Origin of the sequence: Larkinella sp. C7 (genome assembly GCF_006149005.1) — a bacterium.
In the GTDB taxonomy this organism is placed as follows: Bacteria; Bacteroidota; Bacteroidia; order Cytophagales; family Spirosomataceae; genus Larkinella.
In genome coordinates, this window is the sequence record NZ_VBSL01000003.1 from 21985 (window position 1) to 36285 (window position 14301).

12 protein-coding genes are annotated in these 14301 nt (G+C 54.1%); 4 read left to right on the forward strand and 8 right to left on the reverse strand.

The features are described from left to right. The first annotated feature begins 18 nt into the window (after nt 1-18). Entirely contained in the window at nt 19-381 is a 363-nt protein-coding gene (locus tag FH871_RS08420; RefSeq protein WP_138991014.1) for a hypothetical protein, read from the forward strand. A 91-nt stretch (nt 382-472) separates the two neighbouring features. Then, nucleotides 473-1210, forward strand: a complete 738-nt coding sequence (locus FH871_RS08425; RefSeq protein WP_229317197.1) for a Nif3-like dinuclear metal center hexameric protein — start codon at nt 473-475, stop codon at nt 1208-1210. A gap of 70 nt (nt 1211-1280) precedes the next feature. Here the strand turns inward: FH871_RS08425 and FH871_RS08430 are convergent, their stop codons facing one another. Continuing rightward, nucleotides 1281-2255: a MoxR family ATPase gene (locus tag FH871_RS08430; RefSeq protein WP_114408135.1), complete on the reverse strand. Its 975-nt coding sequence runs from the start codon at nt 2253-2255 to the stop codon at nt 1281-1283. 120 nt (nt 2256-2375) lie between these two features. Next, entirely contained in the window at nt 2376-3221 is an 846-nt protein-coding gene (gene prmC / locus FH871_RS08435; protein WP_138991016.1) for a peptide chain release factor N(5)-glutamine methyltransferase, read from the reverse strand. A gap of 121 nt (nt 3222-3342) precedes the next feature. On the opposite strand from prmC, the gene ribD reads away from it, so the two are divergent. Next, nucleotides 3343-4353, forward strand: coding sequence for a bifunctional diaminohydroxyphosphoribosylaminopyrimidine deaminase/5-amino-6-(5-phosphoribosylamino)uracil reductase RibD (gene ribD / locus FH871_RS08440; RefSeq protein WP_138991017.1), 1011 nt, complete (start codon nt 3343-3345; stop codon nt 4351-4353). A gap of 6 nt (nt 4354-4359) precedes the next feature. Here ribD and FH871_RS08445 read toward each other — a convergent pair whose 3' ends face one another. The 6 genes from FH871_RS08445 to FH871_RS08470 form a co-directional block, all read right to left on the reverse strand. Further along, the gene (locus FH871_RS08445) at nt 4360-6624 is read right to left on the reverse strand and encodes an NADP-dependent malic enzyme (protein ID WP_138991018.1); all 2265 of its coding nucleotides are present in this window, start codon (nt 6622-6624) and stop codon (nt 4360-4362) included. Between the two features lie 59 nt (nt 6625-6683). Continuing rightward, nucleotides 6684-8576, reverse strand: a complete 1893-nt coding sequence (locus FH871_RS08450) for a malate synthase (protein ID WP_138991019.1) — start codon at nt 8574-8576, stop codon at nt 6684-6686. Nucleotides 8577-8690: 114 nt separating this feature from the next. Further along, entirely contained in the window at nt 8691-9275 is a 585-nt protein-coding gene (locus FH871_RS08455; RefSeq protein WP_138991020.1) for an LUD domain-containing protein, read from the reverse strand. A gap of 33 nt (nt 9276-9308) precedes the next feature. After that, nucleotides 9309-10703: a lactate utilization protein B gene (locus FH871_RS08460; protein WP_138991021.1), complete on the reverse strand. Its 1395-nt coding sequence runs from the start codon at nt 10701-10703 to the stop codon at nt 9309-9311. Continuing rightward, nucleotides 10703-11440: a (Fe-S)-binding protein gene (locus tag FH871_RS08465; RefSeq protein ID WP_138991022.1), complete on the reverse strand. Its 738-nt coding sequence runs from the start codon at nt 11438-11440 to the stop codon at nt 10703-10705. The genes FH871_RS08460 and FH871_RS08465 overlap by 1 nt, the downstream gene beginning before the upstream one ends. A 107-nt stretch (nt 11441-11547) precedes the next feature. Beyond that, nucleotides 11548-12327, reverse strand: coding sequence for a metallophosphoesterase (locus FH871_RS08470; protein ID WP_138991023.1), 780 nt, complete (start codon nt 12325-12327; stop codon nt 11548-11550). 189 nt (nt 12328-12516) lie between these two features. Here FH871_RS08470 and FH871_RS08475 point away from each other — a divergent pair, with 189 nt between their 5' ends. Continuing rightward, entirely contained in the window at nt 12517-14289 is a 1773-nt protein-coding gene (locus FH871_RS08475; RefSeq protein ID WP_138991024.1) for an L-lactate permease, read from the forward strand. Nucleotides 14290-14301 lie beyond the last annotated feature (12 nt).

A 14301-nucleotide genomic window follows, 5' to 3' on the forward strand; every position in this document is an offset into this window, starting at 1 on the left:
AAACCTGAAATTGCGGTTATGAAATTTACCAGACTCGTGCCGAATGTATATTACACCGACATAACAGATGCTTTAAAGTTATTTGTCGATTGTCTTGAATTCACGATTGAGCACAATGAACTGGGGGCCAAGCAACCCTTTTGCGTCATTGAAAAAGACGGTTTGCGCATCAACCTTTTTCAAAATGCGGAGCTCGCTCAGGAACATAACCCCGAATTCAGACTGGTAACCGATGAGATCGAAGCGGTTTACCAACAAATCGCATCCACCCATCCTGAGTTCCTGCATCCCAATCTCAATAAAATCACCCTACGACCCTGGGGAGCAAAGGAGTTCGCTTTAACCGATACGCAACTCGGTATCGTTATTCAACAATGGTAGGAAGTGACCAGCAGAGATTCTCAATACGACCGGTTTTAGCGGGTATCGAATGCCTGGCTTCTGGCACCATGAACACATAGCTTTGAGGACGGTGATATTAACGGAATTACTACCGCTTCTGGCGGAGATTTTTAATACTTCCGTCTATCCTCCCGGGGAACAAGGCGGTCTATTCCACGGTTCCAGCTCCGATCCGTCAGACCACCCGGTTCAACGGGTGGGGCTGGCTCTTGAACCCTGGCCGGCGCTTCCGGAATGGCTGGTTGACCACCGCATCGATACGCTCTGGCTGCACCGCCCCTGGCTGCTCGACCGGTCTTCCCTGCCCGCGAACGTGGCGGTTTTGTATCATCATCTTCCGTTCGATGAACACCTGACGATCGGATATAACCGTTGGCTGGCGGAATCCCTGGGGTTTTCCGGAACGCCGAAACCGCTCCTGGAGGTGATCGGCTACAAAGCGATGCCGGGCTATCCGGATCGGCCGATTGGGATGGTGGGTTCGGAGTCACAACTGGACTTCCGGGGCTGGTGCCAGCGGATTGCCCACGTGTTTGGCGGGTATGAAGACGCCATTCCAGGGCAGAAAACCGTACCAGGCCAGATTGCGGTCGTTGGTGCCATGAATCCGGCCCTGATCCAGGAAGCCTCGGAGCGGGGCGCGGGTTTATACCTGACGGGGCAGTACCGGAAATCTGCCCAAAAAGCCGTCGAAGAAACGGGCATGGGCGTCATTGCCATTGGCCATCGACGCAGTGAGGAATGGGGGCTTCGGAAGCTCGCTCAACTTTTGGCGGAGATTGATCTGGTTGTGGTGGTGCCTGATTGACAGACAAAGAGAGCAGGACTAACCGACGACCTGAAATGGCCGTATGGAACGATGTGGATTTACTGGAATTCTACCGCCCAATGGCCACTTTCCGCAGGATCGAATCGATAATCTGCAAAGTCGTCACGCCATCCGCTTCGGCTTCGTAGTTGAGCAGAATCCGGTGGTTGAACACGTCGGGGGCCACTTCCTTGATGTCTTCGGGCAACACGTAATCGCGCTGGTCGAAGTAGGCGAGGGCTTTGGCGGCCCGGTTGAGGTTGATGCTGGCGCGGGGCGAGACCCCGTACTGAATGTACCGGGCTTCGTCGCGGAGGTTGTAGTCGAGCGGTCGGCGGGTGGCAAAAACCAGCTCGATGATGTAGCGTTCGAGCGTTTCCGAAATGGTAATTTTGTTGATTTCGTTCTTGATCGCGAAAATGTCTTCCTTGTCCAGAACCGGCTGTACCTCGTAATCGAAATTCAGGTTCGACATCCGGCGCATGACCTCCAGCTCTTCGTCTTTCGACAGGTAGCCCACGAAAACTTTCATCATAAACCGGTCAATCTGGGCTTCCGGCAGGGGATAGGTCCCTTCCTGCTCGACCGGATTCTGCGTGGCCAGCACCAGAAAAGGCTTATCGAGAATAAACGTTTCTTCGCCAATCGTCACCTGCTTTTCCTGCATGGCTTCGAGCAGGGCCGATTGCACTTTGGCGGGAGAGCGGTTGACTTCATCGGCCAGAATCAGGTTGGCAAAAACCGGTCCCTGCTTCACTTCGAACTCGCCGGATTTCTGATTAAAAATCATCGTCCCGACCAAATCGGCCGGGAGCAGATCGGGGGTAAACTGAATCCGTTGAAAGTCAAGCTGCAAAGCCTTTGCCAGGGTGTTGATTGTCAGCGTTTTGGCCAAGCCGGGAACGCCTTCCAGTAAAATATGTCCGCCCGTAAACAGGCCGATCAGCAGCCGGTTGAGCAGGGCCTGCTGCCCCACAACGACCTTGCTCATCTCGTCGAATACCTGACGGATTTTGGTATGATAGGTGATATCTGCTGATGTCATTTTTTAAGAAGAAATGATAAATGTAAAATGATAAATATCGAATGTAAAAGTTGGGGACGCGCTCTTGAAATACTTTTACATTTAGCGTTCATCATTTTACATTTATCATTTTGAAATCATTTATTTAACCGCCTTAACAAATCGCTCTTTGCCATGAATATCCTTGAAAATCTGCACATTCCGATAGCCGCGTTCTTCGAATACCTGCTGGGTTTGGGGTCCAAACCGCTCGTTGATTTCGACGTAACAGGCACCCTCCGTGTTCAGGTGTTGCTGCCCAAAATCGGCGACGGCTTTATAAAATAGCAACGGATCCTGGTCTTCTACAAATAACGCCAAATGAGGCTCATATCGTAAAACATTCGTTTCCATCTGTTCCGCTTCCGACAAGGTTACGTACGGCGGATTGCTCACCACGCACTCAAACCGGCGGTTTTCCTCGCCCACATTGAGAATGTCGCGTTGTTCAAACTCCACGTCCGCCAGGAGTGTTCGGGCATTTAATTGTGCCACTTCCAGGGCTTCGGGCGACAAATCCCAGGCCACTACCGATGCCTGCGGCAGAAACCGGGCCAGGGTTACCGCAATACAGCCACTGCCGGTGCCGATGTCGATCAGGTTCAGTTGCCCGGTGGTTTCGGCATAATCCCGGACGATGAGCCGGATCAGTTCTTCGGTTTCGGGGCGGGGAATCAGCACCGCCGGTGACACCTGAAACTCCAGACCACAAAACTCCGTTGTGCCAATGAGGTGCTGAACGGGTTCGTGGCTGTTGAGCCGCCGGATGAGTTCGGCCCAGTCGGGTTGGGGAGGATTGGTGGGAATGGGCTTACCGGCTACCACGTCGGTTCGGCGAAGCAACAGGTAATGTTCCAGCAACAAAAACACGATGGCGCGGGCTTCTTCCGGGCGGTAACCTACCAGTTGCCCCACCAGCGAATCAAATAACGACTTGGCTGTAATCATGCGGACGTAAAATTTGCGTAAATCTAAACCTTCGCGAAACAGATTTCACGGATTTTACTGATTTCTTTACGTTAACGTATACAACTGATCCTGAAAACCGTTGATCGACGACTTCCTATTCATGTCCCGCGCCTTGGAACTGGCCAAACTGGGCCGGGGGCACGTCAGCCCAAACCCGATGGTGGGCTGCGTCATTGTCCATAACCAGCGCATCATTGGCGAAGGCTGGCACCGGCAGTATGGCGGCCCACACGCCGAAGTGAACGCCGTTCGCTCGGTGGCCGATGAATCGCTGCTGCCCGAATCGACGGTTTACGTCACGCTGGAACCGTGTTCGCATTTTGGAAAAACACCTCCCTGCGCCGATTTATTGATCGCCAAAGGCGTAAAAAAGGTGATCGTTTGCAACGACGACCCGAATCCGCTGGTGGCCGGCAAAGGTTTAGCCAAACTACGAGCGGCCGGTATTGAAGTAGAAACCGGCTTGCTGGCTGAGCGGGGCCGTGAACTGAACCGGCGGTTTTTTACCTTTATCGAGCAACAACGACCGTATCTGATTCTGAAATGGGCCGAAACCGCCGACGGTTTTATGGCTCCCGCGGATTTCCGCCCCATTCCGATCAGCAGCCCCTTGTCGCGGCAGTTGGTGCACAAATGGCGGACGGAGGAAGATGCGATCATGGTGGGCACCAACACCGCCCGGTATGACAACCCGCAGTTGAACGTCCGGCTCTGGACCGGCCGAAATCCCGTTCGGATCGTCATCGACAAACCGTTGCAATTACCGTCCGCCCTGCATCTTTTCGACGGTTCGCAGCCGACGCTGGTGTATACGGTTTTGCCAGCAAAAGAAACAGTTGGCGTTACAAAATACACCCAGTTAGACCCCCAAGCCCCTTTCCTTCCGCAACTCATCGCCGATTTACACCAGCAAAAAATTCAGTCGGTAATTGTGGAAGGTGGGGCGGCTTTGCTGGAAAGCTTTCTGAAGATGGGGCTTTGGGATGAGGTGCGGGTTTTTAAAAGTCTGAAAGTGATGGGCGAAGGGCTGGCGGCTCCCGTGGCTCGGGGAAGGCTGGTCGCTACCGAGCGGATCGGCGACGACTCGCTGATGACGTACCGGCCTTCCTGAACCGAATTACCGATCGACAACTGCGACCGCAACCATGTTGAAAATTTCCCGCACCGTACTGCCGAGTTGCAAAACGTGGATCGGTTTTTTCAGCCCCATCAGCACCGGGCCGATTTTTTCAATCTGCGCAATTTCTTTCAAAAGATTATATGCAATATTGGACGATGACAGATTGGGGAAAATCAGCGTATTCGCGCCCGATTTTGCCAGGGGCGAGAACGGATAGGTTTCCTTCAATAAGTTCAGATTGAAAGGCAAGTGAGCCTGCATTTCACCGTCGACGATCAGATCCGGGCGTTTGGCGTGAAGAATTTTGACGGCTTTCTGCATTTTCAGGGCGTCTTCGCCACCGGCACTGCCGAAGGTCGAATAGGACAGAAACGCGATCCGGGGTTCCACATTCAACCGTTTGACTTCGTTGGCCGTGATCTCGGCAATTTCCACCAGCTCTTCGGCGGTCGGACTGATGTTGACGGTGGTGTCGGCCAGAAAAATCGGGCCGAAGCGGCTCATCAAGATATACATCCCCAGAATCTTGTTGATGCCGTCCTGCGGTCCAATGACCTGCAAGGCCGGTCGCAGCGTTTGGGGGTAATTGCGCGTCAAGCCCGAAATCAGCACATCGGCGGCACCAACTTCGACCATCACCGCGCCGTAATAATTGCGGTGCAGCATCAATCCTTTCGCATCGACGAAGGTCAGCCCTTTCCGTTTCCGTTTTTCATACAGCACTTCGGCGTAATCCAGTACGGTTTTTTCCTGTTTCCGGGAACGGGGATCGATGATGGTAACCCGTTCGATCGCCAGTTTATTTTCCCGGATAATCCGGTTGATCTTCGTCGCATTTCCCAGCAGGATCGGCACGGCGATCTTCTGTTCAAGCACTTCCTGAACCGCCCGCAGCACCGTTAGATTTTCCCCATCGGTGAAAACTACCCGTTTCGGCGACCGTTTCGCCTGGTTGATTATGCCCCGAATCAGCGAATTGTCTAATCCGATGCGGTGGGATAACTGCGAATTATATTCTTCCCAATCGGTAATCAACTTGCCGGCAACCCCGGATTCCATCGCGGCTTTGGCTACGGCGGGTGCTACGGTGGTCAGTAAACGGGGGTCCGTCGGTTTAGGTAGAATGTATTGTCGGCCAAACGACAGATTCTGTTGGCCGTAGGTCATGTTGACAATCTCCGGCACGGTTTTTTTCGCCAGATCGGCCAGCGCCCGAACAGCCGCCAGTTTCATGGCTTCGTTGATCGCGGTGGCCCGCACATCCAGTGCACCCCGGAAAATATAGGGGAAGCCCAGTACATTGTTGACCTGATTGGGATAGTCGGACCGCCCCGTGGCCATGATGATGTCGGGTCGGACGGAAACCGCTTCTTCGTAGGAAATTTCGGGCGTGGGATTGGCCATCGCAAACACGATGCAATCTTTCGCCATGGATTTGACCATATCCTGACTGACCACTTTTCCGATCGACAATCCCAGAAACACATCCGCGCCCTGCATGGCATCGGCCAGCGTCCAGCCGTCCGGAAGCTGATCCCGGACGTACTTGTATTGGTTCGGAACCAGATTGGTCCGGGCGGGGTGCAGCAGTCCGTCCTTATCAAAAACCGTAATATGCTCTTTTTTGACACCCAGCGCGACGTATAAATCCAGGCAGGCGATGGCGGCTGCGCCCGCACCGTTGACGGCCAGTTTGATCTCACTGATTTCTTTACCAGAAATAGTCAGCGCATTCAGCAAAGCCGCTGCGCTGGTGATGGCGGTGCCGTGCTGGTCGTCGTGCATGACCGGAATCGTGAGTTCTTTCCGGAGCCGCTCTTCAATTTCGAAGCAGGCCGGAGCCGCAATATCTTCCAGATTGACCCCGCCAAACGTAGGCTCCAGAATCTTGACGGTGCGTACAAACTCGTCGATGTTGGTGGTATTCAGCTCAATATCGAAGGCGTCGATGTCGGCATAGATTTTAAACAGGAGGCATTTGCCTTCCATCACCGGTTTGGAAGCGCCGGGGCCAATATCGCCCAGACCCAACACCGCCGTGCCGTTGGTGATCACTGCCACCAGATTACCCTTGGTCGTGTAATCGTAAATTTTCTCGGGGAAACTGGCAATTTCCAGACACGGTTCGGCCACGCCGGGGGAATAGGCCAGCGACAGATCCCGTTGATTTAGCGTTTCTTTGGTCGGAACAACCTCAATTTTTCCCGGACGTCCTTTGGCGTGATAATGCAAGGCATCTTCCCGTAATTTTTGCGAACTCATGGAATCGTAGTTTGCTGATGGCGATTGTTGCGACAGCCCACTGCTGCCAAAAACCGCCCCTAAACATACGGACTCGTTGCTACAAAGTCTAAATTTTCGGTGATTCGTTTCCCGTCCTGCACCAGCGCGTTCATATACAGTTGGATCCGTTTTTTCGCCACGTCCAGATCCAGATTGTTGAGGTTGATGTTCAGCAGGTCGATGAACCAGGGCGGTTTTACTGCGCTCAGCGTGTAGACGTTCGCAATCGCCAGCGCAATTGGCAGGGTCGTCGTTTTCGAGGATTCGTACACATCCTTACTGGCGGCTTTCAACAGCTTTTCGTATTCTTCGGCCACCAGTTTTTGGTACAGTTCTTCCGAAAAAACCGTCCCCGCTTTGGCTCCGGTTTCCGGATCATCGTCCGTCAAAACCGCCCCTTTGTGAACCCATTCCCACAAAATACTCAGCCGGATTTCGCCCGTTGCCATGTCTTCCATCAGGTACAGAATATCGTCGTTGCCGAAAAAATCCGCCGGTTTCAGGGCCGCAGCCTGCATGCCCTGCCCGAACGCATTGCCGTATTGCAGCGCCACACTCACCAGATTCCGCGCGCCCCGAATGTCGGTCGGTGCCGGTTCGATCAGAATCAATCCGTCGGCATCAGCTTGCGTGTAGGTCAGCCGGGGGAATTCACGGCCCAACTGATTGGCTTCGCCCACTTTCTCCCAAACCGGTCGGACGATGTGTACCATTTTCCAGTGCGCCACCCATTTGCCGCTGGCTCCCTCGCGCTGTTCGCGACCGGCACCCGCCACGGCCTTTTCCATGCTGGCTGCGACTCCGGCTTCGGAACCCACCGGAATGTTGGGTTCCATACCGCCCTGCCACAAGGCAAAATTACCGTGCAAATCCGGCGTGTTGACGGCCCGGCGCACGCGGTCTTCGTAATTCCGCATATACCCGTAGGTCATCGTGATGGCTTCAATATTCGGGTTGATGAACGTTTTGTCCCACGCCATCGCATCCGAAACGCTGTTGATATAATCCCAGCGACCGGTATTGTAGCCCACGAAGTGCTTGCCCAAAGCCGCCCGGATTTCCATCAACTGGTGCGTCGCTTCGAGTTGTTCGACCAGCACGTAGACTTTGATCGTTCCGGCAGGGAGTCCAATTTGACTCTCCAGGGCGTTGAGCAGGTCGTTCCAGACAGCGGCTTCTCCGGCAGTCTGGATTTTGGGCAGATACAGCACGATGGACGACCCGGCTTTTTGCAGTGCCTGATAATTGTTGACGACGTAGAGGGTCGCATCGACAATCGAAGCGGCCATAGCCGTTCCATCGGCATCGCGGATGTGTCGGTCGTCGAGGTGAAGACCCCGCGCCCGGAAGATTTTGGTGGTGAAATCCAGTTGGTTTTTCCAATCGGTGATCATTTTCCGGCCCAGAAATGAGTTCGACCAGCGGTTCATTTCCTGCGCGATCTGTTCGGCGACTTTCAGGAAAACCGGGTCTTTGTGAATGGCGAGTTTGAGGTTGCGTTGGTTGTCGAGCGACATGGTGGTAATCTGTCCCAGTGCATCTTCGCCGTCGAACATCCAGCCGTCGGCACCCGACAACAGCGCGTAGGCCACGTTTCGGATGCTGTTTTCGACGGGCGCATTGGGTTTGGCGGCTGGCCCGGTTCCCTGAATCCACTGGCGTTGCAGATCGGCCGGAATAACCGAGCCTTCAAAACGGCCGTCGCGGGCGTCCTGTACGTTGATCGTTGTACCGGGAATTAAACTTTCCGGGTCGAGGAAGGTGATGCGGGTTTTATTTTGCTGCCGATCAGCCCGCCGTTTCAGCCGGTCGGCCATAACGGTTTTGATGCGTTGGTTGAACGGAGCCAGGGCCGAAAGGGCCGTGAGGGCTTCGTCGGTATAGACGTCTTTATAGGTTTCCTGCAGGTTGTCGCGAATGGTTAGGGTCATGTTTGGGGTTTGAAGAGTTGTTGAAAAAACTGAAAATGCCGATTGCAAATCCCACACAGCAACGCGAGAGGTGATTTTCGATTCTTTTAAAAAGAATGATAAATGCAAAAGGGTTTATTGTAGAATAAATACCGTCATCGTAATCGGCCCGTGGGCACCCATCACCAGCGCCTGCTCGATGTCTGCCGTTTTGGAGGGGCCGCCGATAAATGCACCAAAACCGTAGTCGCCCGGCCCGATTTGCGCATAGGCTTCGTGCAGGGTCGGAACGATGGTTTCAGCCCGGACGACCACCGCCAGATGCTGGCAGATATACGGAATGATGCGTTGCCCCATCCGGTGTTCCGGGAGCCAAACCGCCCCGTTTTCGGCCACGGCCAGTTGGGCTTCGATCACGGCCAGTTCGACATCGTTGAAGGTGCGCGGATTGGCCATTTTGGAGAGAACTTCAAACGGTTCGCCCAGATCCGGCAGGGTGGTTACCAGCCGCTTTGTGGGGTCGAAGTTCTCCAGAAGCCGGGCGTTCACGGCGGCCAGGTCGTCAACGACAAAGACGTTGCCGCCGATGCTGGTAAAAACCGCCTGATAGGTTGAAACGAGGTTCTGTCGGTTGCCCTTTAAAAAAGACAGATCGGGCAACGGACTGGCGGGAGGCTGGTTTTTCAAAACCGCAGCCAGTATGCTTTCTCGGGTGCTCATGCCGGTTTTCAGGTTCAGGATGGAAAAGGCATTTTAAACTTTTTCGGAACCGTTGTCGCCCTGGTTTTTGGCGTACCATTCCCCGAACGACTCCTTCGGGCCGTCCGGCATTTCCCGCTGTTTGTACCACGGATTGAACTTGTTGTTCACGGCAAACGGGATGTTGTTCAACACCCACCGACCGGCCCGCCCGATGGTTGAATAGGAACCGGGCGAGGATAAGGTCCAGGCCATCGCTTTCATGCCCAAAACCTTGGTATTGGCCGCGTATCCCTCCTGAACAATCACTTGCCGCCACTGATACAACTGGTCGTGGATATTGATTTTTACGGGGCAGACGTTGGAACACGAACCGCAGAGCGTCGAGGCAAAAGGTAAATCCGCGTGCCTTTTCATGTCCAGATTCGGGGCCAGAATTGCGCCAATCGGGCCGGAAATGGTGTTGTGGTAGCTCAAACCGCCACTTTTTCGATACACCGGGCAGGTGTTCATGCAAGCACCACATTTGATGCATTTCAGCGAATCCCGGAAATCCGGACGGCCCAACTGACGGCTTCTACCCAGATCGACCAGAACCAGATGCATCTCCTGACCCGGGCGCGGTTTTTTAAAATGACTGGAGTAAATCGTGATCGGCTGACCGGTGGCACTCCGGGCCAGCAACCGTAAAAAAACGCCGAGGTGTTCCTTTTTGGGAATGATCTTTTCAATGCCCATCGACGCAATCTGAATGTCTGACAAATGAGCGCCCATATCGGCATTTCCCTCGTTGGTACAGACGACGTATTCACCGGTTTCGGCCACGGCGAAATTAACGCCGGTCAGGGCGGCCCGGCGGCTGATGAAAGCATCGCGCAGGTGCCAGCGGGCAAACCGGGTTAAGGTGGTGGGGTCCGAAACGCCTTTTTCGGTGCCCAGGTGTTCGTGAAAAATTTCGCCGATTTCTTCTTTTCGTTTGTGAATACAGGGCAGCACAATGTGGCTCGGCGGTTCGTTGTCCAGTTGCTGGATGTATTCGCCCAGATCCGAGTTGATGACATCGATGCCGCGTTCGATCAGGTATTCGTTCAGGTGACATTCTTCCGTGAGCATGGATTTGCTTTTGATCATCTGCGTGATTTCCTTCGCTTTCAGGATGGAATAGACAATCCGGTTGTGTTCTTCCGCATCAGCCGCCCAGTGGACGGTTACGCCATTTTTGGTAAGATTGGCTTCAAACTCCAGCAGGTAATCGTGCAGATTGGCCAGCACGTTGCTTTTGATTCGGGAAGCGGTTTCGCGCAATTGTTCCCATTCGGGGATATTTTTGGCGGCTATGTCCCGTTTCTGCCGAATCCACCAGAGCGCACCGTCGTGCCAGTTGACGTGCTCTTCGTCCCGATTGAAGGCTTCGGCCAGGGCGGCATGATCTTTCGTTGCTTTTTCCATCACACGGTGGCGTTTAGAATTTCGGCAATGTGTACGGCTTTGACGGCACTTTTGTTCCGGTGCAGGATGCCTTCCAAATGCATCAGACAGGAAAGATCCACGGAGGTAATGTATTCGGCCCCATTTTTCATGTGGTCGGTCACGCGGTCTTTGCCCATCTTGACGGAAACGGCCTCTTCGGCCACGCAGAAGGTCCCGCCAAAACCGCAGCATTCGTCCGGGCGATCCAGATCAACCAGTTCCAGGCCGTCCACCATGTTCAGCAACTGCACCGGTTTGGAAAAGGGCGACGCGTTGAGTTCGCTCATCTGCGCCAGATACAGCCCCCGCAACCCGTGGCAACTCTGGTGAATGCCGACTTTGTGGGGAAACCGGGCCGCCAGATTCTCCACTTTCAGCACATCGGTCAGAAACTCCACCAGTTCGTAGACTCTTGATCGGGTGCGTTCCGCCAGTGCCGGATTCGTTGGCGCATGGAGGTGTTGCTTGACGTGTAACACACAACTGGCCGAGGGCGCCACGATGTAATCAAAGTCGGAAAAATTTTCCAGAAAAAGACGGTTGCAGTCCTGCGTGAGGTGTTCGAAGCCGGAATTGGCCATCGGTTGTCCGCAACAGGTTTGCCGGGGCGGATACACCACCTCGACCCCCAGTTTTTGCAGCAGTTGCAGGGTTGCAATCGCGGCCTGGGGGTAAAACTGGTTGACGTAGCAGGGAATAAAAAGTCCGACAGTCATGGGGTAGGGTTTAGGATTACTCTATTCTTCCTAAAGCACCGAAGCGGATCAATTTACTAAGCAACTGCAAATCAGCTTCCTTTCCCTTTCTGGCGACGGGTCATGGCTTAGTCGACCGGCAAAGCTCGCTCTAAAAAGTCGGCGTAAAAATCCGGGATTTCACTGCGCCGGATTCCGTCGGCGGTCTGTGCGATGGGGTAGTCCACCTGAATCAGTTCATACCTAATCGAGTCGGCATCAAACCGCTTCTGAACGCCGGATGTAATGATGAGCAGGTACGTGGCCAGCGGTAATGCTTCTTTGGATCGCCCCACCGAGCCGCAATTGATGGCGGTTCTGGCCGGAAAACCGGGGTGGTTTTGAACCGTTCGGACGTACGACTGGTGCGTGTGGCCCATGATCAATACCTCAGCGTTTTGCTCGTCCATCATCGTTGCCAGCTCATCGGAATCGTGGTCTTCGTAAATGTACTCGTCAATCGACCGCGTGCTGGCGTGGGTCAGGAGAACGGAAAGTGATGCACCCGCAAACGTGAATTCTACCCGAAGCTGGCGCGGCAGGCTGGCCAGGAATGACTTGTTTTCCGGCGTAATGTGCTGGCGGGTGTAGTCGATGGCGGCCATCCGGGCCTGGGTTTCGGAATCGCGGTGTTTTGCCAACGGAATAACCGGCAGGTCGAAGGCAATGCGTTCGTCGTGGTTTCCCATGATCGTCGGGATGCGGTTTCGCCGGATCAGGTCGATGACTTCGTTGGGCCAGGGTGCAAAATCGACCAGATCACCGAGGCAGAAAAGCTGATCGACCTGACGGTTTTCAATGTCCTGTAAAACCGCTTCCAGAGCGGGCAGATTGGCGTGAATATCGCTGATGATGGCAATTTTTAACATCCTATAAACCAGAAAGTAACATCAATACAGGCCACAAAGATAACGGTTGGCGGATTGACAAGGCGGTAAAAACGAATCAGAAAAGAGACGCAGATTCCGAACGGGCAAAATCGTATAGTAAAAAGCGGTAAAATTTGCTTTATCTGATTGATCTACCTTTACCCTGAACCCTTAACGCACGGATAGTTTATGAAATGGACCCAGGTTATTGATCCCCTGCAGAACCTCACGTTGTCCGTCCTCGTCGCGGCCCTCCCCATTCTCTTCATTTTCTGGGCGTTGATCATCCGAAAAATGAAAGGCTATCAGGCCAGTTTACTCGCCACGGTCATTGCCGCCCTGCTGGCCATTCTGGTGTATGGTATGCCGGTTAAACTGGCGGTTTTGTCGTTTGCCCACGGCGCGTTGTACGGGTTGTTTCCCATTTGCTGGCTGGTGATCATGGCGGTTTTTCTGTTCAATTTGACGGTCAAAAGCGGGCAGTTCGAGATCATCAAACACTTTATGGCGTCCATCACGTCCGACCGGCGGTTGCAGGCGCTGCTCATTGCGTTCTCGTTCGGCTCTTTTCTGGAAGGAACGGCGGGTTTCGGGGCACCGGTGGCCATCACGGCGGCCATGCTGGTGGGGTTGGGGTTCAATCCGCTGTATGCTTCGGGGATTTGCCTGATTGCCAATACCGCCCCGGTGGCGTTTGGCTCCATCGGCATTCCCATCACCGTGGCCTCGCAGGTTTCCGGGATTCCGGAGTTGCCGATTTCTCAAATGGTGGGCCGCACGCTGCCGATTTTGTCGATTATTTTGCCTTTTTACCTCGTAACGATCATCGCCGGTTTCAAAAAAGCGAAGGAGGTGCTGCCGGCGGTCATGGTATGCGGTATTTCGTTTGCGTTCCTGCAATGGTTTTCGTCCAATTACCTGGGGCCGTCGCTGCCCGACGTGATCGCGGGACTGGGCTCCATCATTTGCCTCATGGTTTTCCTGCGGTTCTGGAAACCCGAAACCGTCTGGCGGTTTGCCAACGAACCGGCTCCCACATTCAACACCGACGTTTCGTATCGCAGTGGGCAGATGCTGCGGGCCTGGTCACCGTTTCTGGTGCTGACGATCATGGTGATTGCCTGGGGTGTGCAACCGATCAAGGACGTACTCAACGCCGTGGGCATGATCCAGTTTGAAGTGCCCGGCCTGCACAACGCCATCGTGGGCGAAAACGGAGCGGTTTTGCCAAAAGTATTCAAATTCAACTATTTGTCGGCGGCCGGAACCGCCATTCTCATCGCCAATCTGGTGGTCATTCCCCTGATTGGGCTGACTTACCGGGAGGCTGCCCGCATTTTCATCAGTACACTCAACCAGCTAAAATTTCCCGTGCTGACCATTGCTGCGGTTTTGGGTTTTGCCTACATCGTCAACGATTCGGGCATCACGCTGACCCTGGCCGCCGTGCTGGCCAATACCGGTTTTTTCTTCCCCTTTTTCGCGCCGATTCTGGGTTGGCTGGGGGTGTTCATTACCGGCTCCGATACGTCGGCCAATGCCTTATTCAGTAAACTTCAATACGCTACGGCTCAGTCGATTGGCGTCGATCCGGTGGTGACGGTAGCCGCCAACGTGTCGGGGGGCGTGGTGGGGAAGATGATTTCTCCGCAGTCCATTGCGGTGGCCGCTGCGGCCGGCAGTTTGGTCGGGAAAGAATCGGAGTTGTTTCGCTTTACGGTCAAGCACAGCTTTATCATGCTGACAGTCATTTGCTTCATCACGCTGGCGCAGGCTTACGTCTTCCAGTGGGTCATACCGACGTATGAAATGCTCAGCAATCAGAAAACCGTCGTGAATCCGGACGCATCGCGGGGCTATCTGTATCTGGTGATTCTGGCGCTGGTGCTGGTCGCTCTGGCCGCAACGATCCGGGTGATTGCGAAGAAGCAAACGCTACGATTTCATCAATCTGAGACCTAATAAGCCGCCTAA

Excerpts from the sequence above, each read along its gene's own strand:
- FH871_RS08420 (WP_138991014.1), top strand. The coding sequence starts at position 19 with ATGAAATTTACCAGACTCGTGCCGAATGTATATTACACCGACATAACA.
- FH871_RS08430 (WP_114408135.1), bottom strand. The coding sequence starts at position 2,255 with ATGACATCAGCAGATATCACCTATCATACCAAAATCCGTCAGGTATTC.
- prmC (WP_138991016.1), bottom strand. The coding sequence starts at position 3,221 with ATGATTACAGCCAAGTCGTTATTTGATTCGCTGGTGGGGCAACTGGTA.
- ribD (WP_138991017.1), top strand. The coding sequence starts at position 3,343 with ATGTCCCGCGCCTTGGAACTGGCCAAACTGGGCCGGGGGCACGTCAGC.
- FH871_RS08445 (WP_138991018.1), bottom strand. The coding sequence starts at position 6,624 with ATGAGTTCGCAAAAATTACGGGAAGATGCCTTGCATTATCACGCCAAA.
- FH871_RS08450 (WP_138991019.1), bottom strand. The coding sequence starts at position 8,576 with ATGACCCTAACCATTCGCGACAACCTGCAGGAAACCTATAAAGACGTC.
- FH871_RS08455 (WP_138991020.1), bottom strand. The coding sequence starts at position 9,275 with ATGAGCACCCGAGAAAGCATACTGGCTGCGGTTTTGAAAAACCAGCCT.
- FH871_RS08460 (WP_138991021.1), bottom strand. The coding sequence starts at position 10,703 with ATGGAAAAAGCAACGAAAGATCATGCCGCCCTGGCCGAAGCCTTCAAT.
- FH871_RS08465 (WP_138991022.1), bottom strand. The coding sequence starts at position 11,440 with ATGACTGTCGGACTTTTTATTCCCTGCTACGTCAACCAGTTTTACCCC.
- FH871_RS08470 (WP_138991023.1), bottom strand. The coding sequence starts at position 12,327 with ATGTTAAAAATTGCCATCATCAGCGATATTCACGCCAATCTGCCCGCT.
- FH871_RS08475 (WP_138991024.1), top strand. The coding sequence starts at position 12,517 with ATGAAATGGACCCAGGTTATTGATCCCCTGCAGAACCTCACGTTGTCC.